Genomic DNA, 21,744 nt, shown 5'->3' with positions numbered 1-21,744 from the left:
CTTACTTCCTCAATTCGAACGTCGTCGCGCCCACCTTGACGGGTGCGCCGACGCGGATCGGGACGGGCGAGGCGACGCGATCGCCGTCGTGCCACGTTCCGTTGGTCGAATCGAGGTCTTGGATCATCCACTGATCGCCCCAGAGGACGAGGCGAGCGTGGTGGGAGGAGGTGTAGTCGTCGCGGATCACGAGTCCGGACTCACGCGATCGCCCGATCGTGAGCGGCTGGTTTCCGAGCGGAATCTCCAGACCGGCCTTCGGTCCGGAGGTGATGACGATGCGCGAGACGGTCGATGTGGTGGCCGGCCCGGTCGCGGCGGAGGCGGATGCCCGAGGCGTGCGCACCGGCTCGACGGGGGCGGTGCGATCGTTGGACGGAGCCACGGGCGCCGCAACGGCCTGTGCCGGCCGCGGCGGAGTGTCGACTCCTTCAGGGCCATCGGGGAGCTTGCGCGCCCTCACGCCGAAGAGGTCCGAGCGCAGCGAGTACACCACACCGAAGACGAAGAACCACAGCAGCACCAGGAATCCGATGCGCAGCAGCAGGAGAGTGAGGTCGGTCATCAGCTGAGCTCCCTCGCGTCGAAGATGCGCGTGGCGTCATCACGCGCTGCAGAGCGCGCGGGACGAGCCTGCTGCGCGACGACGCGGAACACGATGCGGGTCTTGCCGATCGTGATGGTCGAATCGGGCTCCAGCGCGCTGGAGGAGAATTTCACGCCGTTGAGCTTGGAGCCGTTTGTGGATCCGAGGTCGCGCACCATGCCTCTTGTGCCGTCCCAGAGGATCTCCACGTGCTTGCGTGACGTGTTGGGGTCGGCGATGGTGATGTCCGCGTCGCTCCCGCGCCCGATCACCGTGCGCGCCTTGGTGAGCGCATGACGCTGGCCGTCGATGTCCACGACCGCACGCCAGGAGACGGAGGCGGCCTGCGCCGACTCGGATTCCACGCTGACCGTACCCGTGGGGGTGGTCGTGTCGGCCACGATCGTGATCGACAGTGGGCCTGCGAACGAGTACCCCTGCTGCTTCGCGTGCTTGCGCACGATCTGCTCCAGCTCGGTGGTGAGCGTGCCGCCGTAGTTCGACATCTTCGATTCGTCGGCGGGCGACAGCAGCACCGTGAAGGCGTTGGGGGCGAGGATGCGATCCCGGCTCACGACGGCCGCGTTCGTGTCCATCTCACGCCGCAGCGCCGAGGCGATCTCGACCGGCTGGATGCCGCTGCGGAAGGTGCGCGCGAACGCACCGTTGACGGCGCGCTCCAAGCCCTTCTCGAAGCTGTCCAGTAGTCCCACGTCTCTCCTCCGGCCAGGTGACGGCAGGCGTGCCGTACTGGGCCATGCTAGACGGTGAGGCTGGGACCGGCTGGGAATTCGGGTCACGATGGTCATGAGCACCGTCCAAACCGTGCTAATCTCATCAGGTGCTTCCGGAGCTATCCGGATGCGCGCGAGTGGCGGAATAGGCAGACGCGCTGGCTTCAGGTGCCAGTGCCCGAAAGGGCGTGGGGGTTCAACTCCCCCCTCGCGCACAGACGGTGTGTTTGGGAAACTGAGCGCATCTATTTGGCAAACTGGCCCCGTGTTTCTTGGGAAACTCGGGGCCAGAGTTGTTCTTACCCGTGGTTGGTGCTGACGCCATGGGCTCCGCAGCTGCTGCCACCGCCGCGCCGTAGAGGGTCGCCTAGAGCAACATCTCGGGGTACAAGCCCGCACGGTGGGTTGGAGCCGCCTATGCCAACGGTTTCGTCGATCAGCTTTATGAGTCAGTCCCTCGTTCAACGCGTCGCCGATGAGCCGGGACACCTGGGGGTTGCTTCCTGGGGAGACGGCGAGGCGCTAGCGGAGTGACGCGTTGGTGAGAGACTCATGGTCCACGAGCTGCAAGCGCGCGTGGGCGTCGACCTTCCAAAGTCGGTCTTTACGATGCGTGTGACGAGCTCGCGCGGGCCAGCAGATTCACCCGCATGGGCCGTCATCTGCCTGGACATGCGGCGAGGGAGCTCGGCAGAGTCCGTCTCGATACGCGATTCGATCTCAACCTGTGCTGTGACTTCACCGAGTCACGTCTGAAGCATGAGTTGCGCTAGTGCGATGTTGCGGGAGGCCCACTTCACGGTTGGAAGAATGCGTGCACGTCCGCTTGGAGCGCAGATCGCTTCGGCGCTGACAACGAGTGGCTTAGTGCCGACACTACCCGCGCCACCAAAAAGAAACCGGGCTCGGGATTTCGCCCCGCTTCGAGTTTCGCTATGGATCCGATGGAGACGCCGGCTTGTTCCGCCAGGCGCTGCTGGCTGAGGCCGACCGAACGGCGGGCGGTTCCAAGAACGCCGCCGAGGCGGGCTGCCTTCTGAGCGCTCTGAGGATCCGTGACGGAGGCTGGTGGACGTGGCATCTTCCCTCTATAATAGTAGCGATATAATAATAGTAAGCCCGCCGCAGGGGATAGATCGAGTATCGTCACCAGTGAGGAGGTGTCTGAGATGGCTTGGCAGGCTAAGCAGCTAGTGCGAGACGCAGAGCGTACAAAGCTCTGGTACGTGAGCAACGATTCCCACCTTGCTCCTCGCACCTTCGACGACAAAGCGCACGGGAACTTCGTCCCAAGGTGGGGCTCCACGGCTCTACTGCACCTCGCCATCCAGGCGCGAGCGGTTCACCTCGACCCAATGCGGGTTGAACTTCGCGACGTAGCGCTCATGCCGATGGACCATGAGATCGCGGAACAAGCCAGCGAAAGAATAGTGGAGGCCTTGCGCTCGGGCGACCTTGATGCCGCCGAAGACCTCCTCGATGGACCAGGTGGCCCATATGTCGTGATGTCCGTAGAGCTTGAGTCAGCGGATGGGGCGCGGGTCGTCGTTGAGCGATACGGAGGGTTCGAGGTGACCGAGGACGAACCGATCCCGGCCTTTGTCTCTGCCGCGCGAACGCTCCTCAGCATCAGCTGATGCCGGAGGACTATAAGGGTGCATTTTTCGATGCGCTCAAGATCGCCGGAGTGGGTGCACTGACGTTCTTCTTCGCTCCTTGGGTGGACGCGACGTTCCCGGATGTGTGGCCATGGGTGCGTTTTGCTGTGCCTGCGTTCCTCGGCGTCCTCGTTCTTCTTCTGCTCTACGTGTTCGCGGCAGGGAAAGCGGAGCTTGAAGTGGTCTGGCGGATAATCGGCGAGCCCGAGGTCGACGTTGACAAGGTGATCGCGAAGTTCTTGACGGCCAACTCGGGCGACGGTGGTGATCTTTTCGAGGTATCCGTCCGGCACAAGTATGGACGTGGCCTCGGAAAGGTCGCTTTGAAGCAGGCCGTGAAGTCAGGTTGTGGTCTCAGAGTGAGCGTTCCTCACTCCGACATCATTGTGGTTTCGGAGGGCGAACAGACAAGGGTCAACTCCGGCGAGATCATCATAGGTAACGACTTTTCCATCGCCTTCACCCTAAAGCCTGATGTTCCCTTGCCTGGGCACACTTGGACTCATCTGCCATTCCGGCTTAACGCGGTGACTCCAAGCTCGCAGACACACTGGACGGTGCGTCACGAGTTGGAGCCCCGCGGCAAGTTGGCGAGGGTCTATGCCAAGCTCATTAAGGTAGACGCGACAGTCGTGTCGCTCGTTGAAACATGGAGGTGAGCGGATGCCTACGTTCGCCAACACGCAGGTGCACATGACACCGCAAACGCTGACCACGACCCTTCAGCTCAACGAGATTCTCGACCTGCTCGTGGCGTGGTTCCCAGCTGGAACGACACACACACCCGGGTGGCGAGGGATAACGGACGATCTCCAGCGCCCTGTCATCAGCGATGATGGGGGAGATGTAGAGCCGCAGCTGTTGGCGGCTGATCCTGCCTATCAAGTTCCGGAACGCGTCGCTGCCCGTTTGGTCTGGTGGGAGAAGCGTCCCGTCGAGAACCTCACGTCTGGACCGACCGAGGCATGGTTCAAGGATGGTGTCGACGTCCTCATTAGCAAGGCGTCGGCCGGTTACCTACTTCTCTGGTCCACGGATGACCCGCGACTCATTAAGGATTCGACAGGCCAGAAGGTCGGATCCGCGGTTGATGCGCTACTTACGGCACTCCGGCGACGCGATAGCGGAGCGAACGTCTCCTCCTCTTCCGTCCTGTCGTTCGACCGTGAGGCCTACCTCTGGCTGACGAACGCGGCGGAAACAAAGAAAGACATCGGTCACTCTGTGACGGTCACGAAGATCGCCAGCATGGGAACCAATGAGCTGAACGGTCGAAGGCTTTTCACGAACAGGCTTAACGGTGAGGTAGACCTGGTTCGGACCTCCTTCCTAAGTGCGCTCGGGTCAGGAGCGGAGCTTGGGCCCGCAGACGTCGTGTTCACCGAGCGTGGACCGAACGGTCGAATCGAGCACACGACTGCTCGCATCAACGTCTCGGGCGGCGCAAAGCTTCTGGCCGGAGAGTCAAGGTACGAAGCATTCCTCACCGGCGTGTTCAAGAGGCTTCGAGTGGCCGAACGGATGGCGTATCGCTATCTTCCCCTGGTTCGTGATGGCCACATCAACGACACGAACTGGGGCATCGCTGAACGGGATCTACTGATCCTCGAGAAGCAGGTGCTGCTCGTCAAAGAGTTCCGTCGACGGGCCAAGCAGAATGCGCAGTATCCCGCGTGGGTGGCCGCGGGCGGAGACATCGACTCCGACTGAGATGAATGTGGAGGTCGGCCCGAGCCGCACCATCGCATGTTTTCGCGCGGCAGAGACTCATCGAGGACGACTACGTCCGCCACCTCAGCTCTGTCGTTACGTCTCCGTCCGGCGAAGGCAGTTCTACGACGAGCTCGTTCGAGCAGAATACGTCCACGAAGTCCTTCAGCATTTCGCTGGTGCGGATGGTCTCCAAGTCGTTGCTGGTGTGCTGGATGATCTCCCGGCTCGCCATGACGATGAGCTTCGCGCGGGCGCGGGTCGCGAGGACGTTGAACCGGTTGAGGTTATGGAGGAAGTCTTCCTCTTCGGCAACCGTGTCGGGGTCTCCCACTGCGTAAGTGGCAAGGATGATGTCTCGCTCTTGACCTTGGAAACGTTCGACGGTGTCGACGGCGCCTTCGATCCACCCGGGGAGCCGCGGGTCCGAGGTGGGGGCCACGAACGCCGATCTCAGCAGTTCGATGATGCGGGAACGCTGAGCGCGGTGAAGGCTCACCACTCCGAGGGCTTCAGTCCAGAAGTACTCGTCGGTCATGGGGGTTGTGTCCGCGGCATTCAGGCCGCAGACGAGTGTGCTGTGGTACCAACGGACGAGGCTCGCGATGGTCACGGCTTCAAAGTCGTTCCACTGCCCAGAAACACCTTCGAGGTAGGTGACGGCCACAGCCACACGGTCTGGATCCGCGACGGCCACGAGGTTCTCGCTGAGACCAAGCTCGATGCGAACGTCTTCGAGGGAGATATCGTCTCGATACTGGATGCGTAGGTCTGGGCGCTCCGCGCGTAGCGCGTCCGGGTAGCCGGCGAGTTTTCCTAGCTCCACCAGCGTGGTGTTCGACCGGTAGTTGACCAAGAGCTGCTCCTGGTGAACGCCTTGGTCGTGGAGGAGGTAGTTGTAGATCGAACCGACTTTGTTCTCCAGGCCCAGAGGAGGTTCAGCCGCGTGAATAGGTGCCAGCTGCAGGTGGTCGCCCGCGACGATGAGCTGAGCGCCGGCGCTGGCACCGGAAAGGAGAAGGGTCGCGTGAGCGACATCGAGCTGCCCGGCCTCATCGATGATGATGACGTCAAAGGTCTCCCGCACCCCACGAGCGCCCCGGGCGAGGATAGCGGAGTGTAACTGAGCAGCAGTCCCGAACACAAACATCGGCTGGCCGGAGCCGAGCTCGTCGATGAGGCCATCGAACTCGGGCGTGCTTCTCCTGACGTCCATGGCGGGCGGGAGCCAGTCCGGGGTCTCCCGTGATCCTGAGCTCAGGCGCCTCACCAGTACGGTGGGCGGGATCAGAGGGATTAGCCCTTGCAGCACCGTGTCGATAGCGGTGTATGTGAAGGCAGCGATAGCCACCCGCAGCGGCTGCCCAGTAGCGGCGAACCCTTGGAGAATAGAGCGGACCGTGGCCGTCTTGCCCGTTCCGGGCGGACCCCAGATGAGCGTCACGCGTCGTGAAAGTGCGCTTTCCCACGCGCTGTCCTGAGATGCATTCAGGCCCGCAAGCGTGTCGGGCATCACGCCTCGCAGACCCTGCGTGTCGCGGGTCACAATCGTCGCATTCAACGCCGCCGCGTTCCAGAGCAGGTCTCCCGCGGGATGAGCTGGCCCCGTGCGAGGGCGTACCGCTCGGCCCAGCGCCGAGTCGACAAGAGGATCTCGACCTGAGGCAGGAGGGTTGCCGATAGCTTTGGTCGCCTCCTCGAGCCGCTTGACGAAGAAGTCCCTGTTCACGGCCTCGAGGGTAAGCGGTCCATGACCAGCCAGGGCGCGAGCCTGTCCCAAGCGACGTCGGATCTCCGGACGAATACCCCAGGTATCGAGGTCAGTCACGAGCGTTGCGTTGTGCCTGTCGATATTGACGATGGTCGCGCCAAGGACGTCGCCGAGAGTAGTGCGGAAGTCACCGACCCCGTCCCACCACGCAGACAGCTGCGCATCGTTGACGCGGCGGACGAAGCTGTTGATCGTGGTGTCCAGTTCCATCGCAAGCATCTCTGGAACGACCGCCCACAAGAATTCCCCGGGCTTGACCCTTACATCGACACTCCCCGGACGAAGCCTAAACACCATCCGATTGGGCAGCGGAGGGAGGCCCAGACGTGTCAACTCCGCATCACGGTCGGGGCCTTGCAACGCGGTCATGACCGCAGTCTCGAACTTTGCTTCCTTCTCATCGGTGGGCAGTGCTCGCACCTGTGCCTGGTCCAGTTTTGTGACCGCACGATCGAGTTTTGAGTAAGCAACGAGCAGAACCCCGAGAGGACTCGTCGCGTTCTGCAGTGCCGGTGCCGATAGCTGGCGCAGCAGTGGTGCCCTCCGGGAGATGCGGTCACCGAACGCGGTGGTCAGTGCATCGGTCACGTCACTCAGCGCGCGTAGCTTCGTCTTGACGGTCTGCAGCAACCGACCAGAAAGCTCCGCGGGGGTCGGTGCGGAGGGCACACGCCGGGGGTTCCAGAGTTGATGGGCACGCTCAGGAGGGATCTGGTCGGTGAACGGATCCTCCCAGAACATCGGCACGTTGTACGGATACGGACTGTTCGGGTCCTGCAGCGCGCGAGCTACGCCAAGCAAGGTGTATGTATGGGCGAGGTTTACGGCAAGCGTAGCCTTCGCCGCATTTCGGACGATACTGACGGCGGGTGCTTCTGTCAGGGCAGGGCTGTCCAGTACCTCCTCCGGAGGGAACAGCCATACCAGCCGCTGCAGGCGACCGCTGGCGAGGATGCGGGCGAGGTGGCGTCCGATGACTCGCGTCATGTGTTCGAACGTGACGGTGTCCCACACATAGACCTGCATCGACTGCGTGCGGTCGTGAGCGGTGCACTCGTCGATGAGAGCAGCGAGATCGTCAAGCAGTCCTGACAGCGCGCCCCATTCGGCATCCGCAGACTTCCGGTCTGTATGGTGCACTCGACTCCGAGCGATGCTGGAGGGCTGCCAGCCCGTCTGCATCCACGACCAGGAGAGACCGAAAGACAGACTGAGGGCGCTACCTGGGTCGAAGTCGGCGGTGATGTAGATACGTAGGCGCGCCCAGGCGGGAATCGCTGCGGTCGTGTACAGAGAAGCGTCGAGGGGCACGACGCTCGTCCCATCTAGGGCCCGCGCACGGCGACTAACGATCTGTCGCTGCCCACGAAGCCGATGATGAAGATCGAAGGTCTCGTCTGTGGTGTCGAGCCCGGCGAGGTCAGTGACCGTGGATGTCCCCCGGTTACGGAGAACCTGGAATGCGCCTCTCGTGAGGAACGGGATTCGCGACAGATGCTGTTCTGTTTCAGCCTGAGGCAAGCAGTGCCGGGGGTCCCATGCGGAACCGCTGGTACCAGGCGTGCTGGCGAACTTCTGCCCGAGGTTCTCGCAGCCCTGGCAAGCAGGAGTAACCGACCAAGGCAGATCAGCGAAACGTTCGCCGAGCACGTGCGGGATATCGGTGCGGAGAACCCTGCGGACCTGTGCGAGGAACGTCCGCATCGGAACCGTCTCGAGGTCCTCATGGAACCCGACATATCGCTCCGCGGCCGACGCTCCCGCATCAGCCGCCACGTGCAGCGCAGATTCCGACTCGCTACCCGGCCAAATCGCCGGGTGAGCGCTCACGAAGTAGCGGTCGTCCAGGCCAACGTCTTCGAGGAACGCCGCGAGGGTCAGCGCGTAGTACGCGAGCTCGGCGAAGTACCGTGGGCCAGGTTCGCTGGTGAGCTTGACGTCAACGACTCGCAAGCCCAGCCGCCTGTCGTCCGCTTCAATTGCGACAATGTCGCCACTAACGCTGACGCCCTTGTCTCCGAGCAGGGACTCACCAGCTCGGACTACTTCGATGACGTCGGGACGCACGCGCCTGAACTGCAACGGTCCGGCCGTCTCAGCGAACGTGATGTTGTCCAACCCGTGAGCATTGCGGAAGGTCGGAGTGTCCGCTCGGAACTCAGTCTCAATGAGAAATTGCCCGGCACTCACACCCGCGACAAGGAGTGGTTCAAGCGGTGACGTGCTGTAGCTCAGGCCGGGCTGAGTTGTGCTCCCAGTGACGGCAAACGATCCGCCAAGCAGGTTTGCCGCACCGAAAGCTTCCTGAAGATCGTGAACCTTCGCCTGGCCCCATTCGTCACCGGCATCTTGAATACCACGGAGGGCGGGGCGAACCTGCCGGTGTGGCAGGTTCAACGCCTCGCGCTCGCGGATGAAGGTTCCACTATCTGGATGCATGGACAGGCGGAGCTGTCGTTCGCAGCCGGAGCCAACGAACTGTGTGATTGTTGTCTTCGCAACGCGAGGCATAGTCGTACCTTGTAGCCGGCGCAGGGTCCATTCCCCGCGAGTGGCTCCACTCTATGCGCGCGCTATGACACCTCGGACACAGCATTGTCGAGGGTTATCACTTCGTCATCCGTCGGGCGGTCGTCGTCCAGGAACGCCGCTACCGCAAATGCTCGTCGAAGGTTTGCGGCATCCGGCTCTGCTAGCTGGAGACTCTCGACCCACCGACCCGTTTCGGTGGCAACCCAGTTGAGGACGGATGATGAGCGCGTGGGATCGTGACGAACGGGTGCCAGCTCGTCCTTGGCCAGCACAAACACGGCGTCCCAGACGCTGGACCCCTGGTGACGGTGAAGGCTCATGTCACTATCTCCTCGGAGCGGAAAGACTGTCACATGGCGGAGACCAGTTGCTCTGAGCGCACCGCCCAACGCTGACCAGGCACCGGGCGATCTGTGCTGGAAGGTGAAGATCAGGCGCCCTCCGGGTCTAAGGATGCGCGCAGCTTCACGGAAGCAGTCGCGCAGGCCAGCTTCGAAGAGCGGGGCATGGTCCTTGCCGCGGCCTTTGGTCGCCAAGCTCGCCGTAGACGGGCCGCCGGGGTCGAGGATGGCACCTGCCGCGGCAAGCCACGGAACAAAGAAGTCCGCCAGCTCCGAATAGTCAATGTTGTCGAGGTACGGCGGGTCAGTGAGGACTATGTCGACGCTGTCGTCGGGGATATCCGTGAGCGTTCGGCTGTCGGTGTTGTACACATGGATGGTTCGTTCACCGTCTGGAAGCGGTGACTCGACGAAGCCTGTCTTGGCATACTCGCGTGGGCTCTTCGCGTAGGAGATTGCGTTCGCGACTTTACGCAGGGCGTTTGGGAACGTACCGCGTCCTGTGCCTCTCAGCCAGGGATTGAGCTCCACTGGCCTGGTCGAGTGAGCGAATGCGCGGAGGGAGAACAAAGGGGTCACCTGGCGCCAGCGTTCGGTATAGCGGGTGAGGTTGCAGTTCGACGTGAGGTGATTGGAGAACGCGAGAGCATATGGCAATCGGTGCTCCTCGGGGAGGACATCGATTGCTGCGAGAAGCCGGTTGGCGTGCAGGAGTTGGCGGTCATTGAACAGCTGCGTGTAGGACGTGTAGCCGTAAGCGGTCAGCCGGTTGTCGCTGCGCCCGAGGCGGGGGATGATGCGAGTCGGGAGGAGGTTTCGTTCCTTGACAAGGTCCGCTTGCGCCGTGGTCAGATTCTTGAAGTCAAGCTCGCTCGGACCATGAATGATCCGTTCTCGCATCGGGACGGCGCGTGCGGAAGGAGAGCCAGCGGCGATTGATTCGACGGCAAACAGTCGGAAAGATGGGCGTTCACCGGTGCGGCGGGCATGTTCGATGAGCGCCTCGGAGTGCCCGCAATGGGGACAGGTGGCGACGCCACGGAGGACGGGGCCGACGGAGATGTTCGTGGTTGTCCCGCAGGAACACTCGAGTGTGGTTGCGGTCGCCCTGATGCGGTGGACTTCACCGCACGTTCGGCAGAGGACTATCTGGTCGTCTCCATCGAGCGCAATCCGGTAATGCGGGTGAGCGTCGAACACCACATCGCAACGTGCGCAGGCCACTTCCTGGACCCAGAAGTAGTGCAGGCCGATGCGATGGTCGCCTTCGGGCCCGATGGTGGCGTACAGCGTCCGTTGGGCTTCAAGACGGTTCGCGAGGTCCTCGAATGCATCCCAGGGGTCGGGATAGCGGTGTGCCGTCAACTCGAACTCGGTGACGGCACAGGCCACAGGGTCGATGTCTGCCCCCACGACGTGTGCGCCCAGTCGTGATGCTTCGTACAAGCTGGTGCCACCCCCGATGAAAAGGTCAGCGACTGTAGCGCCGGTCAGCGGACTGCCCTGCTCGAACATCGCCCAGAAGTCGTCCTCCGTGGACGTCTGTGACCCAACGAGGAGGGCACGCATCGCGGTGCCGAAACGTCTCGCGAACCACTTATGCGCGAGGTACACAGGCCGAGGTCGGTGTGATTCACGGCGTGCGAGTTCCGCGAGCTCAACTAGCGGCAGCGCCGCACTGTCGAGAAGGGTCGGCGCAGGAGCGGGGCAGTGAGTATTCATCGGTTACTCCATTGTGAGGGGTCGCTCACCTATGCGCGTCCTGTCCTTGTCGTGGATCACCGCAGAGGCCGACCCATACCGGTTGGCCGTGGCATCAGGGCTCCGAGCTGTCTTCTTCGCTGCGTGCGGCCCGTCGAAAGCGGTCGCAAGAACCCTCGCAGTTTCAACCACGCCGCAAGCCAGAAGCGAAGACCGTTGGAACACTGCTTTGGGCATGGGAACGCGGGTTGGCAGATTGGTGCCGCCCTCCCCAACGCTGAGGGACTCGTCGGCATGGTGTCGGTGGTTGCTAGGCTCCGCATCATGCGCGTCAACGGGGTTCGATGCTTCGCGGCCGTGGCAACAATTGGAGCCCTGGCGCTTGGTGGAGGGTCACGAATCAGAGCTCTCGCGCTGTGGCCAGCCCTCTTCCTCGGCACGCTCTCCATTGCGCCGTTCTCGCGGATCTACATGACCGAGGATCGGAACGGAACTGTTGCGATTCGGCGACTGGGCCTTGGGCAGTATGTCGTGGCGCTGTTGGCCGCACCGATTCTCCTCATCGCCGTGTTCGCTGTCACTGCTCTGGTGAACCTCGTCTTCCCAGTAGGGGCGATCTATGTTCCGCTTGTTGCCGGCGGAATCCTCTTCATACTGAGCCTCTGGATCCTCGCCGGTCTCGTGGTCAGCCTGCGAGGGCGCCAGAGGGGTGCAAGTCTGCACGAAACAGGGCCCGAGACGCCAAAAGGACGCCGGTTCGCAATCAGCAACCTGGCACAGAGGCCCGGGACCTATTGGACTGCCCTCACTCTCGCCCAGCAGGTCATCGAGCAGTTGCCGCGTGGTTCCGTTCTGTGTGCCGTGGCAAGTGACGAGAAGCTTGCTGCTGTGTACGTCCGTCGAGGTGGATTCACGGCGGGGAGACGCATGCGGGTCTACCGAGTGATCTCGTAGAGAGGCGCGGTCAAAGAACCTGTACCAAAGTACAGGTTCCTACACTGTGGTCGGCCGCGTGCTCGCTTGAGCTTGAATGGTGCCTGTACCCGAGCCTGACCTCACCAAGCTTCGCGAGATCTTCATCACCCGCCGGCATCAGTCGGGCCTGACATTCGACCAGCTGGCGGAGCTGTCGGGGATCGGTAGGCAGACGCTGCTGAACATCTCGAGCGCGAAGTACAACGGCGACCTGCGAACTTGGCTGCGATTGAGCAAAGCGTTCAATGTCAGCTTGGATGAGCTGCTCGCAGACGTGTGGCCCTGACTTAGTGGAGCTGGCCCCAGACTGACTCGCTCGTGTCGACTATCGTTGATGCGGCCGAGGCTGTGCCGCGGTCATCGATGGTATAGGTGACGATCACCTTTGCCTTGCTCTGCATGGTGACCCATTCCTGGCTGAGGGCACCGATCCACTTGTCGCCGTCGAACGTAGTCAAGTAGCGGAACGTGACCTGGCTGTCGACATACGACGGCGGCAGGTACTCCGCGATTTCCGTGTACTTCACGTTCTGGCCCGCGTGGGCGCCTACCTGCAACCCGTCGAGCGGGATGGTGCCGGCGCTGAGTGCTTCCTTCGCTGCGGTCACCGCGGCCTGCTCCGCACCCGCCGTCAATGATGAGACCAGTTCTTGCACCTTCGCGTCGTCCTTTCGTGCTGCAATCGTGGTGCTTTCTCCCGGCATCACAGCCACCTCATCCTCGGCGATGAAGAACGGGAACGGCATGTCCGGTTTCGCGACGCCGTACGTTCCCGGGAACAGCGCGACGGAGCCGCCAGTACTATCGGCGCCCTTCACGCCGGCACGAACCCCCTCCATCTCCGGCAAGGCCACAACTCCGGTAAACGCGGTGGCTCCCGGGACTTGTTCACCCTCGTTCGTCCGAGCAACCGTCAGCACGCCAGTGAACGTCTCGCCGTTAAGCGTGAACGAGTACGGCACGTCCGTCTGCACGACGCCATCCGTCGCGGCGCCCCAATCGCTCACTTCCTCCACCTTGATGGCAGTGATGGGGCTGGTTGCCGCCTCAACATGCTTCACCGCAGCCACGACGCTCTCATCAGAGTCGTCGATGAGCTCGCCCAGCGTCTTCGCATCCGACGCGGACACTGCCTGCAGGAATCGCTGGGCAATGGCGGAGGGGCTCGCGCCTCGTGGGATGGAGATGGCGATGATGATAGCCGCGAGGGCGAGAAAGGCCACGGCTACTCCGCCGATGATCCACGGGAGAGCTCGGCGCTGGCGCGTGTTCGACGTTGACATAGATCCCTCATCATTCGGCCATTGGGCACCAGTAATGCTGCACGGTGCGCGGCACAGCATCTTGTACTCAAGACAGTACAAGATGCTGTACTCAATCTGAAGACGGACCACATACCCGCATCAGGGAGAAGGGTGCGCGTCGTTTGCGACGACCGTGACGGTCAGGTCATCGACGTTCAAGAGCACCGCGTTCATCGGCTGCCCGTCGCATCCGAGAGAGTAGACCTGACGCTCGTCCTTCACCGGACCGATGGCGGGGACGTGCATGTGTCCGTGAAACAGGAGCGCCGGGCGGACAGCGTCCCACACGCTGGTGATGAGTGCTCTGTGCTCCGCTGACGCGCGGAGCGGGCCCGCGGGGAAGCCGTAGGGGTTGTCGCGGAGGATCGCGTCGAGAGCTTCAATCCCACTGCCGTCCACCATGTCGTGGGTGAGCATGATGTGTATGGGGTCGCCCATAATTGCTTCTGCGGCCATGGCGGGCGTGACTGCCTCATCTGGCCACCATGTTTCCCCAGGCGTCCTCCATTCCTGATCCACGGAAACGGCCCCTCCGAGGCTGAGGAAGACGCGATTACGGACAAAGAGCCACTGTGGCCGTTGGAGCAGGTGCACATGGCGTGAAACCGGAACCGCGCCGAGCCACTCCCTCATCTGTGGAGCGATCTTGCCCCAGGGTTCATGATTGCCGAGGGTGACGTAGATCGCTTCGATGCCATACCTGTCACAGATGCGGTCCACCACTGGCAGGATGTGAGCATCTGGCCAGAAATCGCCGAGCTGGAAGATTGTCTTCACTCGGGCGTCAGTGGCCCGAATGGCGCGGATGATCTGCTCGATGTGGGTGGTGTTCCCATGCCAGTCGCCGGCTATCGCAACGACCTCGTCGTCGAGGTGAATGTCTCTCATTGTTTCTCCGTCCGTCGGCGCCGGTGATGCAGCATCCCATGCGCCACGGACATGCGTCGTCGCACTTGCGTCAGACGATTGGCGGTTGGGGCACGTATTACCATCGAGCGATGCCGATGCTGATCGATACCGAGGAGCGCCGTCGCGAGCTCGCGGAGCATGCGTGGGACCTGGTGAGCGAACAGGGGTACGCTGCGGCGTCCGTCCGTGCCGTGGCATCGCGCGCTGGCAGAAACCCAGCTTCCGTGAGGCATGTCTTCCCGGGGCAAGAGGCGCTCTACATTCGACTCTCGCGAATGCTCGGATCGCGCATGCAGCATGAGCTTCGGCGCATGACGGTCAGCGCTTCGAACCCCGGCCAGGCGCTCATCGCCTCCCTGCCCCGAGACGCCGAGACGATTCGGCTGTGGCGCGTTCGACGAGAAGTCGTCACGCACCGCCCGACGGATCCCTCGTCGATACTCGTCGAGCGAATGATCGCCCAAGCGATCGAACGCGTCGGAGCTGCATGCGTCGCGCGGAATATATTCTTGCGGCCATCTGAGGCGGCCGTCACGCACGGGCTGAAGGCTATCTTCGAGGGACTCGTAGAGCAGCTCGTCGCACCCGAGCCCGTCATCACTCGAACGCAGGCCGCCGACGCAATCACCCTTCACGTCAAGCTGATGGAACGCCCACGGACGCGTCGCTGAGCTCGCCACTGCCGACACTCGGCTATGAATGCTGCCGGGTCACGTTCCTGCGGGGCAGATCACGTCTGGGTTGACGTCATGCAGTGCGGGATGGACGTCAGTGATCCCTGAAACATATGCGAGCACGTAGCTCGCCGGCGCCCTGAGCGCATGCGCCGCCCGGACGAGGGCCCCTTGTTGCTCAGCCGTGACCGGGATGACGTGAAGCCCGCCGCGAGCATCCTCGAAGCCGTACTGGCCGGCAATCTCAAGCGCGGCCCGAGCATCGCGCTCTCGAGGAATGTGGAAGATTTCGTTGCCCAGATGGAGGGCGCGCAGGGTGAACTTGGACACAGGGCTGGGTGAAAGAGCGTCGAGTTCGGTGGCTGTGAGGAAGGTGAACGGCATGAGGGTCATGCATGCCTATGCGTCTCGCGTAGCTCGATCGAGCGCTCCGGGGCAGACTTGGTATGCGCTGACGGTCCGTGTGGCTTTCGAGGGTGGGGTTGCCCAGTGTGGCCCAGGGGGTTGCCCAGCTCAAGATCGAAAAATATCCCAGGTCAGCATGCAGAAATTGAAGGGTTGCCCAGGTTGCCCAGTGCGGGGTGTAGATATATAGGGAGATTGAGAGATATATCTCCCCTTACTACTACTTACTTTTACCTTACGTAGAACACTTACTACTGGGCAACCTGGGCAACCCCTCTCGATCTCAGTCGGGAGTATGGCAAACTCCAGCCCAGGGGTGGTGGGCAACCTGGGCAACCATGATCTGGACCGGTTTTCAACAGCGGAGCATCTAACGAGCGTCGGGTGGCGATGTGCCCCGAGTGTCGCGCGCTCGTGAAAGCCCAAATCTGCCAGAAGCGCTGTGCGCCTCTCTAACGCGCTCAAATTACAGGTGGCTACCCGCGGCAAGTGGGTGCCAAAAGCACCTCAGGTGAGCGCTGAAGGCTTCCGAGAGGCATTAGCGAATCCCGGGGGTGGTAACTCGGAGAAGATCGGCGTTCTAGATGGGAATTCCCCATGCTGGTGAACGGCGGCCTCCGCCCGCCGCATGCTGGGATTCTGCGCATCGCCGGGGTTGCCCAGTGTGGCCCAGGGGGTTGCCCAGTCTGAAATCAAACAATACCCCAGGTCAGCATATATAAATTGAAGGGGTTGCCCAGGTTGCCCAGTGCGGGGTGTAGATATATAGGGAGATTGAGAGATATATCTCCCCCTTTACTACTACTTACTTTTCTCTTACGTAGAACACTTACTACTGGGCAACCTGGGCAACCCCTCTCGATCCCAGTTGGGAGTAAGGCAAACTCCAGCCCAGGCCTAGTGGGCAACCTGGGCAGGTCACATCGAAGATCCGCGTGATTCCGCGGAAGTGAGAGATCGACGTTTTATCGCGATCGTGCTCAGGTTCGCGCACTACGGGCGAGATCACGTCTCTGAGCGGAGTGCGATGCGCGCAGAAACCACGGTCAGAGATGAGTCCTAGTCGTCGAGCAAAACGGAAAGTATGGTTGTCGCATGGCAAAAAAGATCATCCACCAGCTCGTCGACGACCTTGACGGCACCGTACTGGATGCGGGAGAAGGCGAAACCGTTCACTTCTCGCTCGATGGCGTGGCGTACGAGATTGACCTGACGGACGAAAATTCAGCAGCGCTACGCGACGCATTCGGGAGTTTCGTCGCAGCTGCCCGCCGAGTGGGTCGCGAAAGCTCCACACGTGTAACCGCCTCAACGCGCAGGACTGGCCGCACGGATCTTGCAGCTGTCCGGGCTTGGGCGAACAGCAACGGCTACTCGGTGTCGGACCGCGGTCGCGTTCCAGCAAGCGTGCTTGACGCCTACGACACCGCTCACTGACGGCCAGAGCGCCCCCTCACGCCGCGTCGGTCGCCGCGGGGATGAGGAGCGGGAGGCGTGGCCGGTAGTTCTGCAAGCTCGTGGGCGACTTTGTCCGGCGGCGTACCTCGACTGAGCTAGCCTTCGTCGCCTCGTTCTTGGCCCACGTGCGAATGAGTCGACCATTCGCTGACGCCATGGCCAGGGCCGCGAAGAGGGCTGCGGCTGCGAATCCTCGTGTGCGACGCAGCGCAGTGTTCTCGAGGTTCTCCTTGCCCTTGTCTTTGATGATGCTGTTGTACCGCTCGATATCGGACCGGTCAGAGCCGTAGACATTGCGCCACTCGCGCGTGCCGTAGCGGAGATGTTGTAGGTAGCGGACGTTGTGGTCTGGAGCGACCTTCACGCTCGACATGGTGCAGATGCGGTCCGGGTGCGCCGGCGGTCGAGTGATGTCCGGCCGCGCCCGGTCCGCTGCCTTGGGGTTTATGCGCCGCAGCGGGCACGTTACAGTGGGGGAGAGGCCGAGGGCAGGGCACTGAACCGGGTACGCGCCATGCTCGTCCGGCTTCTCTTTGCGTTGCACCTCATAGAGTGGCCGCTGTTCTTCAACGCGACGCAGGTAAACGTCGTCGCTGATTTTGCCCGCGTTGCGGTCCTTTGTCGCGTTGACCAAGCCTGTCGGCATCGCGGGGCAGTACATGCGTCCTTCCACGATGATGGCTCCACCCACGTGCCCTTGCATGCCGAGTGTGCTGTGGCGGTCATCGTCGGCGACGCGATAGTCAGTGACAGGTGAGTACCCCAGCGCTCTCACGGGAAGCGCGAGGTTCTCCGGCTTCTGCTTCGCGAAGTAGTCCTTATCGCCTGTTACGCGACCAGCGGGGTAGCCACGGTCAACGATGGACGCGAGCATGGCGACCGTATCGTCTGCCACGTTATCCACAATGGGTGTGGATAACTTCATCCCGACCGCGAGGGTCGGAAACGGGAGCGGCACGGTAGGGTCGTTCGTCGGCTGGGAAGGGACCATGACGGCGATATTCAGTGCATAGCCCCACGTATTTGCTCGCGCGCGTTCCCGTCCGTCGTCTTGCCCACGGTGGTCCGGAGCATGGTTGTACCAGTCGGCGTCCATCTCCATGATGAGTGAGTCCGGTTCTGCTCCCTGACCCACGCCGTTCTTGCGCTTCCATGCGCGGCGCCCACGCGAGCTCACCGCGGGGAGCTTCGTCTGGTCGATAGAGATGTCACCCTGCCAGGCTGAGCGGGCATGCTCGGGAAGCTCGCGAATGGACATGTCGAGGATGGCATTGCACAGCCAATCCAGCCGTGCGCGACGCAGAGCCACGGTGTCCGCGTCGCGAAGCGACCGCTGGTAGTCCCGTTCAGCTGTGTTCATCAGCTGACGTCGTGCGGGATACGGGTCAACGAGTGCCAGAAGCCGGTGCAATGCCGCCTCCGCACGGTCATACCACTTCTGAGACTCGACCTTCCAGGTATCCGCCCGGCGAATCGCCCCCAAGCCGAGCGCCTCACGACTCGCCGGGGCGAGCCGCTGGTAAAAGACGTTGCTGAGCTCCGTCGTCAGCTGCGGAGCCTGCTCATTCCTGAGAAGCAGCATCGCTGCCAGGAGTGCTTCCAGAGAGAGGACGGCAGGGCGGCCCCCGGCACCGGCGCGGTCCATCTTCTGCCAGGTTTCCAGCATCTGTGGGATACCCACGGCGCGCATTGCGTTCAGCACGGTCTGGACGTCCTCATGGGCGAACGTGCTGTTGCGCGGACTGCGTGCATGCAGTGCCCGCTCATCGAGTACCTGGGTCATGAGTGACGCCCATACAGTCGCGCCATCACGGCGTCCGGTTCCTCGTGCGGCAGCGAAGCAAGCGCGGAGTAGCGCTGAAGGTTGCTGGTGCTCGTCCACCCCGAGTAGGCCAGCATTTCCTGCACACTCGCTCCGTGTTCGAGCAGGTCCACGGCCCAGGTTGCCCGCAGTCGACGCGCGCTCAATCGTCCGGATGGGAGATGAGCGAGAAACTCTCGGATGGTGATGCCGGGGTTGCGGTGTCGCTTGCGGCCCGGGAGCACGACGTACCCGTCCGATGCCGGCAGATGTTCCGCAACGGCAGCGCGCCACTCCGGGAGAATGGGCGCGGTTCGAGCCCGGTCGCCGGGGACGTGAATCAGCGTTGGCGTCACGCTGTCGCGCGTGAGCATGCCCATTTCAAGCGCCGTGAGACCGGCACCGCGTCCCAGCAGCAGAATGCGCATCGCGTTCAGCCGCCTGTATTCGGTGCTGTAGGTCTGCACGTCGGACACCAACTCCGCAAGCTCCTCTCGCGAGTACGCGGTGGGGCCGTCATCGGGAGTACGGAGCGTAGCCGGCCGCGACCCGGTGACATGCTCCACAACCAGCGCGAGGGAGCGCGACATTATCGACCGCGTCGCAATGCTCGCCGCGCCCTCCTGAGCGAGAAACTGGGCGACATTAGCGGCGGTGAACAGCGCTGGGATGGACAGCTCGCATGCAGCGACCTGCCAAGCCCACACCACGAACTCATGCGCCGTCTTTGCCATCCGCTGCGCCTGGGTGAGCGAGTCAGGAAGTACCGGCGCTATCGCAGTCAGGACCACGTCACGAACCTCATTCCAGTGGGTGTCATCGCGCGGCCGATAGGTCTGCAGGTTCAGACGAGACGGCGACGCATGGTTATTTATATAACCATGCGCGGGCGACATACGATGGGGCGCATGGTCGGAGTTCCCCGCAGAAGCCCGGCGGAATTGACGCCCGGCTGGCCCGATGGCGTCGGTGTCACCGTTGCAGCTGAGGTCGCTCGCCTCATTGCTGTCGCCGTTCGGGATGCGGTCGCCGAGCGCGGCCTTCGTCCACTCGCTCGCGAGCTGGGGCTCACGCATTCGACGCTCATTGGCGTCATCGAAGGCCGAGCCTGGCCGAGCGTGCAGCTCGTCGCTCAGCTCGAACACGTCTTGGGTCAACGTGTCTGGCCGGACGTTCGGGTCGTGGGGGCGCATGTCACTCCTGGGTCGATGGGCAGTGAGTGACTATGCATGTCGTGTCGCGAACGCCGCCTTGCGGGTGCTGATGTGCGGCTTGGGTCGGCAATCATCAGTGATGATGCCGATCTGTGGCAGTACGGCTGTAGTGCCATGTGACTGTCGCTCCAGGCCACAGTGCCGTCAGGCGAATGTCCGTGGTTATTAGTACAACCAATGCATGACGGAATTGGTTGGCGAACACCTGCTAAACGAAGCGCTTGGCTTGGGGGCGGAAACGCCCTACTCGCCGAACGAGATTCGGATCGCGGTGCGACCGTTCCTGCACTGGTGCATCGACGTCGCCGCGTTGGATGCTGAGCTCACCCCCCTGCTCGATCCACGAGTGATCGAGAGGTTCATTCAGGAGGGTATCCGGGGCTACACGGGCGCTTCCGCAGGGAACATACGTAGCCGTCTCCTGCGTTTGTCGGAGGCTGCATCCCGCCGCAGTCAGGGGCGAGTCTTCCGCTCTCGGGCGCTTCCGCCTGCCCGTCCGCTGCGGCCCTATTCCGACATAGAGATTGCTTCCTTGCGGAGCTGGGCCGGCGCGCAAAGTACCGCAGAGCGGCAGCGTAATGCCGCTGTGCTACTCGCACTCGGGCTGGGAGTCGGACTGTCAGCAGCGGAGATCGCTGAGACACGCGCCCGCCACGTCCAGATCATTGACGGCGTGTGCATCGCCGTGCCCGGCGAACGGGCTCGTGTGGTCTGGGCGCAGAACGAATGGAGTGGTGTGCTCGTCGAAGCAATGGAGCCTCTCCAGCCTGACGACTACCTCTTTCGTTCTCGTCGTACATCCAGCTGGCCAAACGTCATCACGAACTTCGTCGGCTCATCTACCCAGGAGCTGCGTCCGCAAACGCAGCGTATGCGCGCAACGTGGATCGTCACCCACTTGAAAGCAGGGACGAAGGTTTCCATCCTGCTCCGCGCCGCAGGTGTCGATTCCCTCGAAGCTTTCACGCGCTACACGGTCTTCCTGCCGGAACCAACACCAGAGGAAGCGCGAGAGGCGCTCCTCCTGGAAGGTCACGAGTGGATTGTGCGGTGAGAGCCTGCTGTGCCTCGAGTCGTGACGGGACCTCCGGGAAATGTCCATTCGGGCCCAGCGTCACCACAGCGTGCTGACCGCTAATGGCGGGACGGTGACAGACGGTAACGTGAACCCAGTGACTGGGGGTCTTGAAGCTTCTTTGCCTTCATCCGCCAAGGTGTCCTTGGCCCGCACGAAGCGCAAATCGTTCCATCACAATCTGATGGTCGTCCGCGGCACGAGGTGCCTTCTCGGACACCGTGGTCCAGAGCACGTCCCAGTCGACCTTCTCGTAGTTGTGCGCGAGGAAGTCACGTTGTCGAATCATCCCTCTGTAATTCGGAGCAGGGTTGGCGAGGATGAACTCCGGGCTGAGACGTTTCGCTTGCTCCCCGAGGCGAATCAGCACCCCAAACGATGCCATCCGGTTGATCTGGTCACCCGCGTCGTAGGCTTCACGCCCCTGCGCGGCAACCGTCGCGAGGACCCTGAACTCAGCGCCGATATGCTCCAGATGCCTGGCAGTGGCCCCATCCGATGGCTGCACGCTACCGCGGGGATCGGCCAATCCTCCCTCAGGTTCGGATCGAACGTGCCTTGCAAAGCGACCTGAGCGGGGCTCGCGTTCTTGCCCCTTCACAGTGCTTCCGCCAGCGGCCGGAGGGAGCGGCCGAGATCTGATCCGGCGGATACCACCTCGACTGCAGGGCCGAGAAGCTCTTGCACTTCATCTTCGGCATAGATCAGATCGAGTAGTTCGACGTGTTCGTCCGGCACCACGACGAGGTAGATGGTCGCATGTCCACCGCCGCGCGCTGCAACAGACGGATCGGTCAGCCCATAGCGAGTGAGAACAGCGCGCAGAGCACGTTCCTGATATCGGATGTAGTCCAGATGGGAAGCGGTCATACTTCCCTATGCGCGTGGTCACGAGA

General features: G+C 62.4%; 20 protein-coding genes and 1 tRNA gene. 9 read left to right on the top strand and 12 right to left on the bottom strand.

All coding sequences use genetic code 11. From position 1 onward, the window contains the following. Position 1: 1 nt before the first annotated feature. Entirely contained in the window at positions 2-565 is a 564-nt protein-coding gene (locus LQ566_RS09025) for an FHA domain-containing protein FhaB/FipA (RefSeq protein ID WP_231091282.1), read from the bottom strand. Then, positions 565-1,299 (bottom strand): FHA domain-containing protein, encoded by a 735-nt coding sequence (locus LQ566_RS09020; RefSeq protein ID WP_231091281.1) that lies wholly within the window; start codon positions 1,297-1,299, stop codon positions 565-567. The genes LQ566_RS09025 and LQ566_RS09020 overlap by 1 nt, the downstream gene beginning before the upstream one ends. Before the next feature lie 152 nt (positions 1,300-1,451). Between LQ566_RS09020 and LQ566_RS09015 the strand changes: the two genes are divergently transcribed. Continuing rightward, positions 1,452-1,535, top strand: a tRNA-Leu gene (locus tag LQ566_RS09015). A 581-nt stretch (positions 1,536-2,116) separates the two neighbouring features. Here the strand turns inward: LQ566_RS09015 and LQ566_RS17780 are convergent. After that, positions 2,117-2,401, bottom strand: a complete 285-nt coding sequence (locus tag LQ566_RS17780; RefSeq protein WP_372459784.1) for a helix-turn-helix domain-containing protein — start codon at positions 2,399-2,401, stop codon at positions 2,117-2,119. A 145-nt stretch (positions 2,402-2,546) separates the two neighbouring features. Here LQ566_RS17780 and LQ566_RS09010 point away from each other — a divergent pair, with 145 nt between their 5' ends. Genes LQ566_RS09010 through LQ566_RS09000 form a run of 3 tightly spaced genes read left to right on the top strand, consistent with a single transcriptional unit; the run spans position 2,547 to position 4,688 of the window. Continuing rightward, entirely contained in the window at positions 2,547-2,957 is a 411-nt protein-coding gene (locus tag LQ566_RS09010; RefSeq protein ID WP_231091280.1) for a hypothetical protein, read from the top strand. Beyond that, positions 2,957-3,637 (top strand): hypothetical protein, encoded by a 681-nt coding sequence (locus LQ566_RS09005; RefSeq protein WP_231091279.1) that lies wholly within the window; start codon positions 2,957-2,959, stop codon positions 3,635-3,637. Before LQ566_RS09010 ends, LQ566_RS09005 begins: the two co-directional genes overlap by 1 nt. A 4-nt stretch (positions 3,638-3,641) precedes the next feature. Further along, positions 3,642-4,688 carry a hypothetical protein gene (locus LQ566_RS09000; protein WP_231091278.1) on the top strand — a complete coding sequence of 349 codons (1,047 nt, stop codon included), beginning with the start codon at positions 3,642-3,644 and terminating at the stop codon, positions 4,686-4,688. A 70-nt stretch (positions 4,689-4,758) separates the two neighbouring features. Here LQ566_RS09000 and LQ566_RS08995 read toward each other — a convergent pair whose 3' ends face one another. Both LQ566_RS08995 and LQ566_RS08990 read right to left on the bottom strand, forming a co-directional pair. Then, the gene (locus tag LQ566_RS08995) at positions 4,759-8,970 is read right to left on the bottom strand and encodes a bifunctional RecB family nuclease/DEAD/DEAH box helicase (protein ID WP_231091277.1); all 4,212 of its coding nucleotides are present in this window, start codon (positions 8,968-8,970) and stop codon (positions 4,759-4,761) included. A gap of 62 nt (positions 8,971-9,032) precedes the next feature. Then, entirely contained in the window at positions 9,033-10,847 is a 1,815-nt protein-coding gene (locus tag LQ566_RS08990) for a hypothetical protein (protein WP_231091276.1), read from the bottom strand. 510 nt (positions 10,848-11,357) lie between these two features. On the opposite strand from LQ566_RS08990, the gene LQ566_RS08985 reads away from it, so the two are divergent. Both LQ566_RS08985 and LQ566_RS08980 read left to right on the top strand, forming a co-directional pair. After that, positions 11,358-11,987 (top strand): hypothetical protein, encoded by a 630-nt coding sequence (locus tag LQ566_RS08985; RefSeq protein WP_231091275.1) that lies wholly within the window; start codon positions 11,358-11,360, stop codon positions 11,985-11,987. 79 nt (positions 11,988-12,066) lie between these two features. Next, positions 12,067-12,294: a helix-turn-helix transcriptional regulator gene (locus LQ566_RS08980; RefSeq protein WP_231091274.1), complete on the top strand. Its 228-nt coding sequence runs from the start codon at positions 12,067-12,069 to the stop codon at positions 12,292-12,294. 1 nt (position 12,295) lies between these two features. On the opposite strand, the gene LQ566_RS08975 is transcribed toward LQ566_RS08980, so the two are convergent. Together LQ566_RS08975 and LQ566_RS08970 are read right to left on the bottom strand one after the other, a co-directional pair. Continuing rightward, a complete protein-coding gene (locus LQ566_RS08975; RefSeq protein ID WP_231091273.1) occupies positions 12,296-13,231 on the bottom strand; it encodes a hypothetical protein in 936 nt (311 codons plus the stop codon). A gap of 180 nt (positions 13,232-13,411) precedes the next feature. After that, positions 13,412-14,200 carry a metallophosphoesterase gene (locus LQ566_RS08970; protein ID WP_231091272.1) on the bottom strand — a complete coding sequence of 263 codons (789 nt, stop codon included), beginning with the start codon at positions 14,198-14,200 and terminating at the stop codon, positions 13,412-13,414. Between the two features lie 110 nt (positions 14,201-14,310). On the opposite strand from LQ566_RS08970, the gene LQ566_RS08965 reads away from it, so the two are divergent. Further along, positions 14,311-14,892, top strand: a complete 582-nt coding sequence (locus tag LQ566_RS08965; protein WP_231091271.1) for a TetR family transcriptional regulator — start codon at positions 14,311-14,313, stop codon at positions 14,890-14,892. A 39-nt stretch (positions 14,893-14,931) separates the two neighbouring features. On the opposite strand, the gene LQ566_RS08960 is transcribed toward LQ566_RS08965, so the two are convergent. Continuing rightward, entirely contained in the window at positions 14,932-15,288 is a 357-nt protein-coding gene (locus LQ566_RS08960) for a hypothetical protein (protein WP_231091270.1), read from the bottom strand. 1,107 nt (positions 15,289-16,395) lie between these two features. Here LQ566_RS08960 and LQ566_RS08955 point away from each other — a divergent pair. After that, the gene (locus tag LQ566_RS08955; RefSeq protein WP_231091269.1) at positions 16,396-16,737 is read left to right on the top strand and encodes a histone-like nucleoid-structuring protein Lsr2; all 342 of its coding nucleotides are present in this window, start codon (positions 16,396-16,398) and stop codon (positions 16,735-16,737) included. A gap of 16 nt (positions 16,738-16,753) precedes the next feature. Here LQ566_RS08955 and LQ566_RS08950 read toward each other — a convergent pair whose 3' ends face one another. Next, positions 16,754-18,541, bottom strand: coding sequence for a hypothetical protein (locus LQ566_RS08950; RefSeq protein WP_231091268.1), 1,788 nt, complete (start codon positions 18,539-18,541; stop codon positions 16,754-16,756). Next, entirely contained in the window at positions 18,538-19,635 is a 1,098-nt protein-coding gene (locus LQ566_RS08945; protein ID WP_231091267.1) for a site-specific integrase, read from the bottom strand. The genes LQ566_RS08950 and LQ566_RS08945 overlap by 4 nt, the downstream gene beginning before the upstream one ends. 319 nt (positions 19,636-19,954) lie before the next feature. Between LQ566_RS08945 and LQ566_RS08940 the strand changes: the two genes are divergently transcribed. Further along, complete coding sequence (locus tag LQ566_RS08940; protein ID WP_231091266.1) at positions 19,955-20,827, top strand: hypothetical protein; 873 nt, start codon at positions 19,955-19,957, stop codon at positions 20,825-20,827. Positions 20,828-20,975: 148 nt separating this feature from the next. On the opposite strand, the gene LQ566_RS08935 is transcribed toward LQ566_RS08940, so the two are convergent. Both LQ566_RS08935 and LQ566_RS08930 read right to left on the bottom strand, forming a co-directional pair. Continuing rightward, entirely contained in the window at positions 20,976-21,377 is a 402-nt protein-coding gene (locus LQ566_RS08935; RefSeq protein ID WP_231091265.1) for a HepT-like ribonuclease domain-containing protein, read from the bottom strand. Between the two features lie 68 nt (positions 21,378-21,445). Continuing rightward, positions 21,446-21,718, bottom strand: a complete 273-nt coding sequence (locus LQ566_RS08930) for a hypothetical protein (RefSeq protein ID WP_231091264.1) — start codon at positions 21,716-21,718, stop codon at positions 21,446-21,448. Positions 21,719-21,744: the final 26 nt, after the last annotated feature.

The organism is Microbacterium nymphoidis, from assembly GCF_021044885.1.
Lineage (GTDB): Bacteria > Actinomycetota > Actinomycetes > Actinomycetales > Microbacteriaceae > Microbacterium > Microbacterium nymphoidis.
This window is presented reverse-complemented; position numbering and strand designations above follow the sequence as displayed.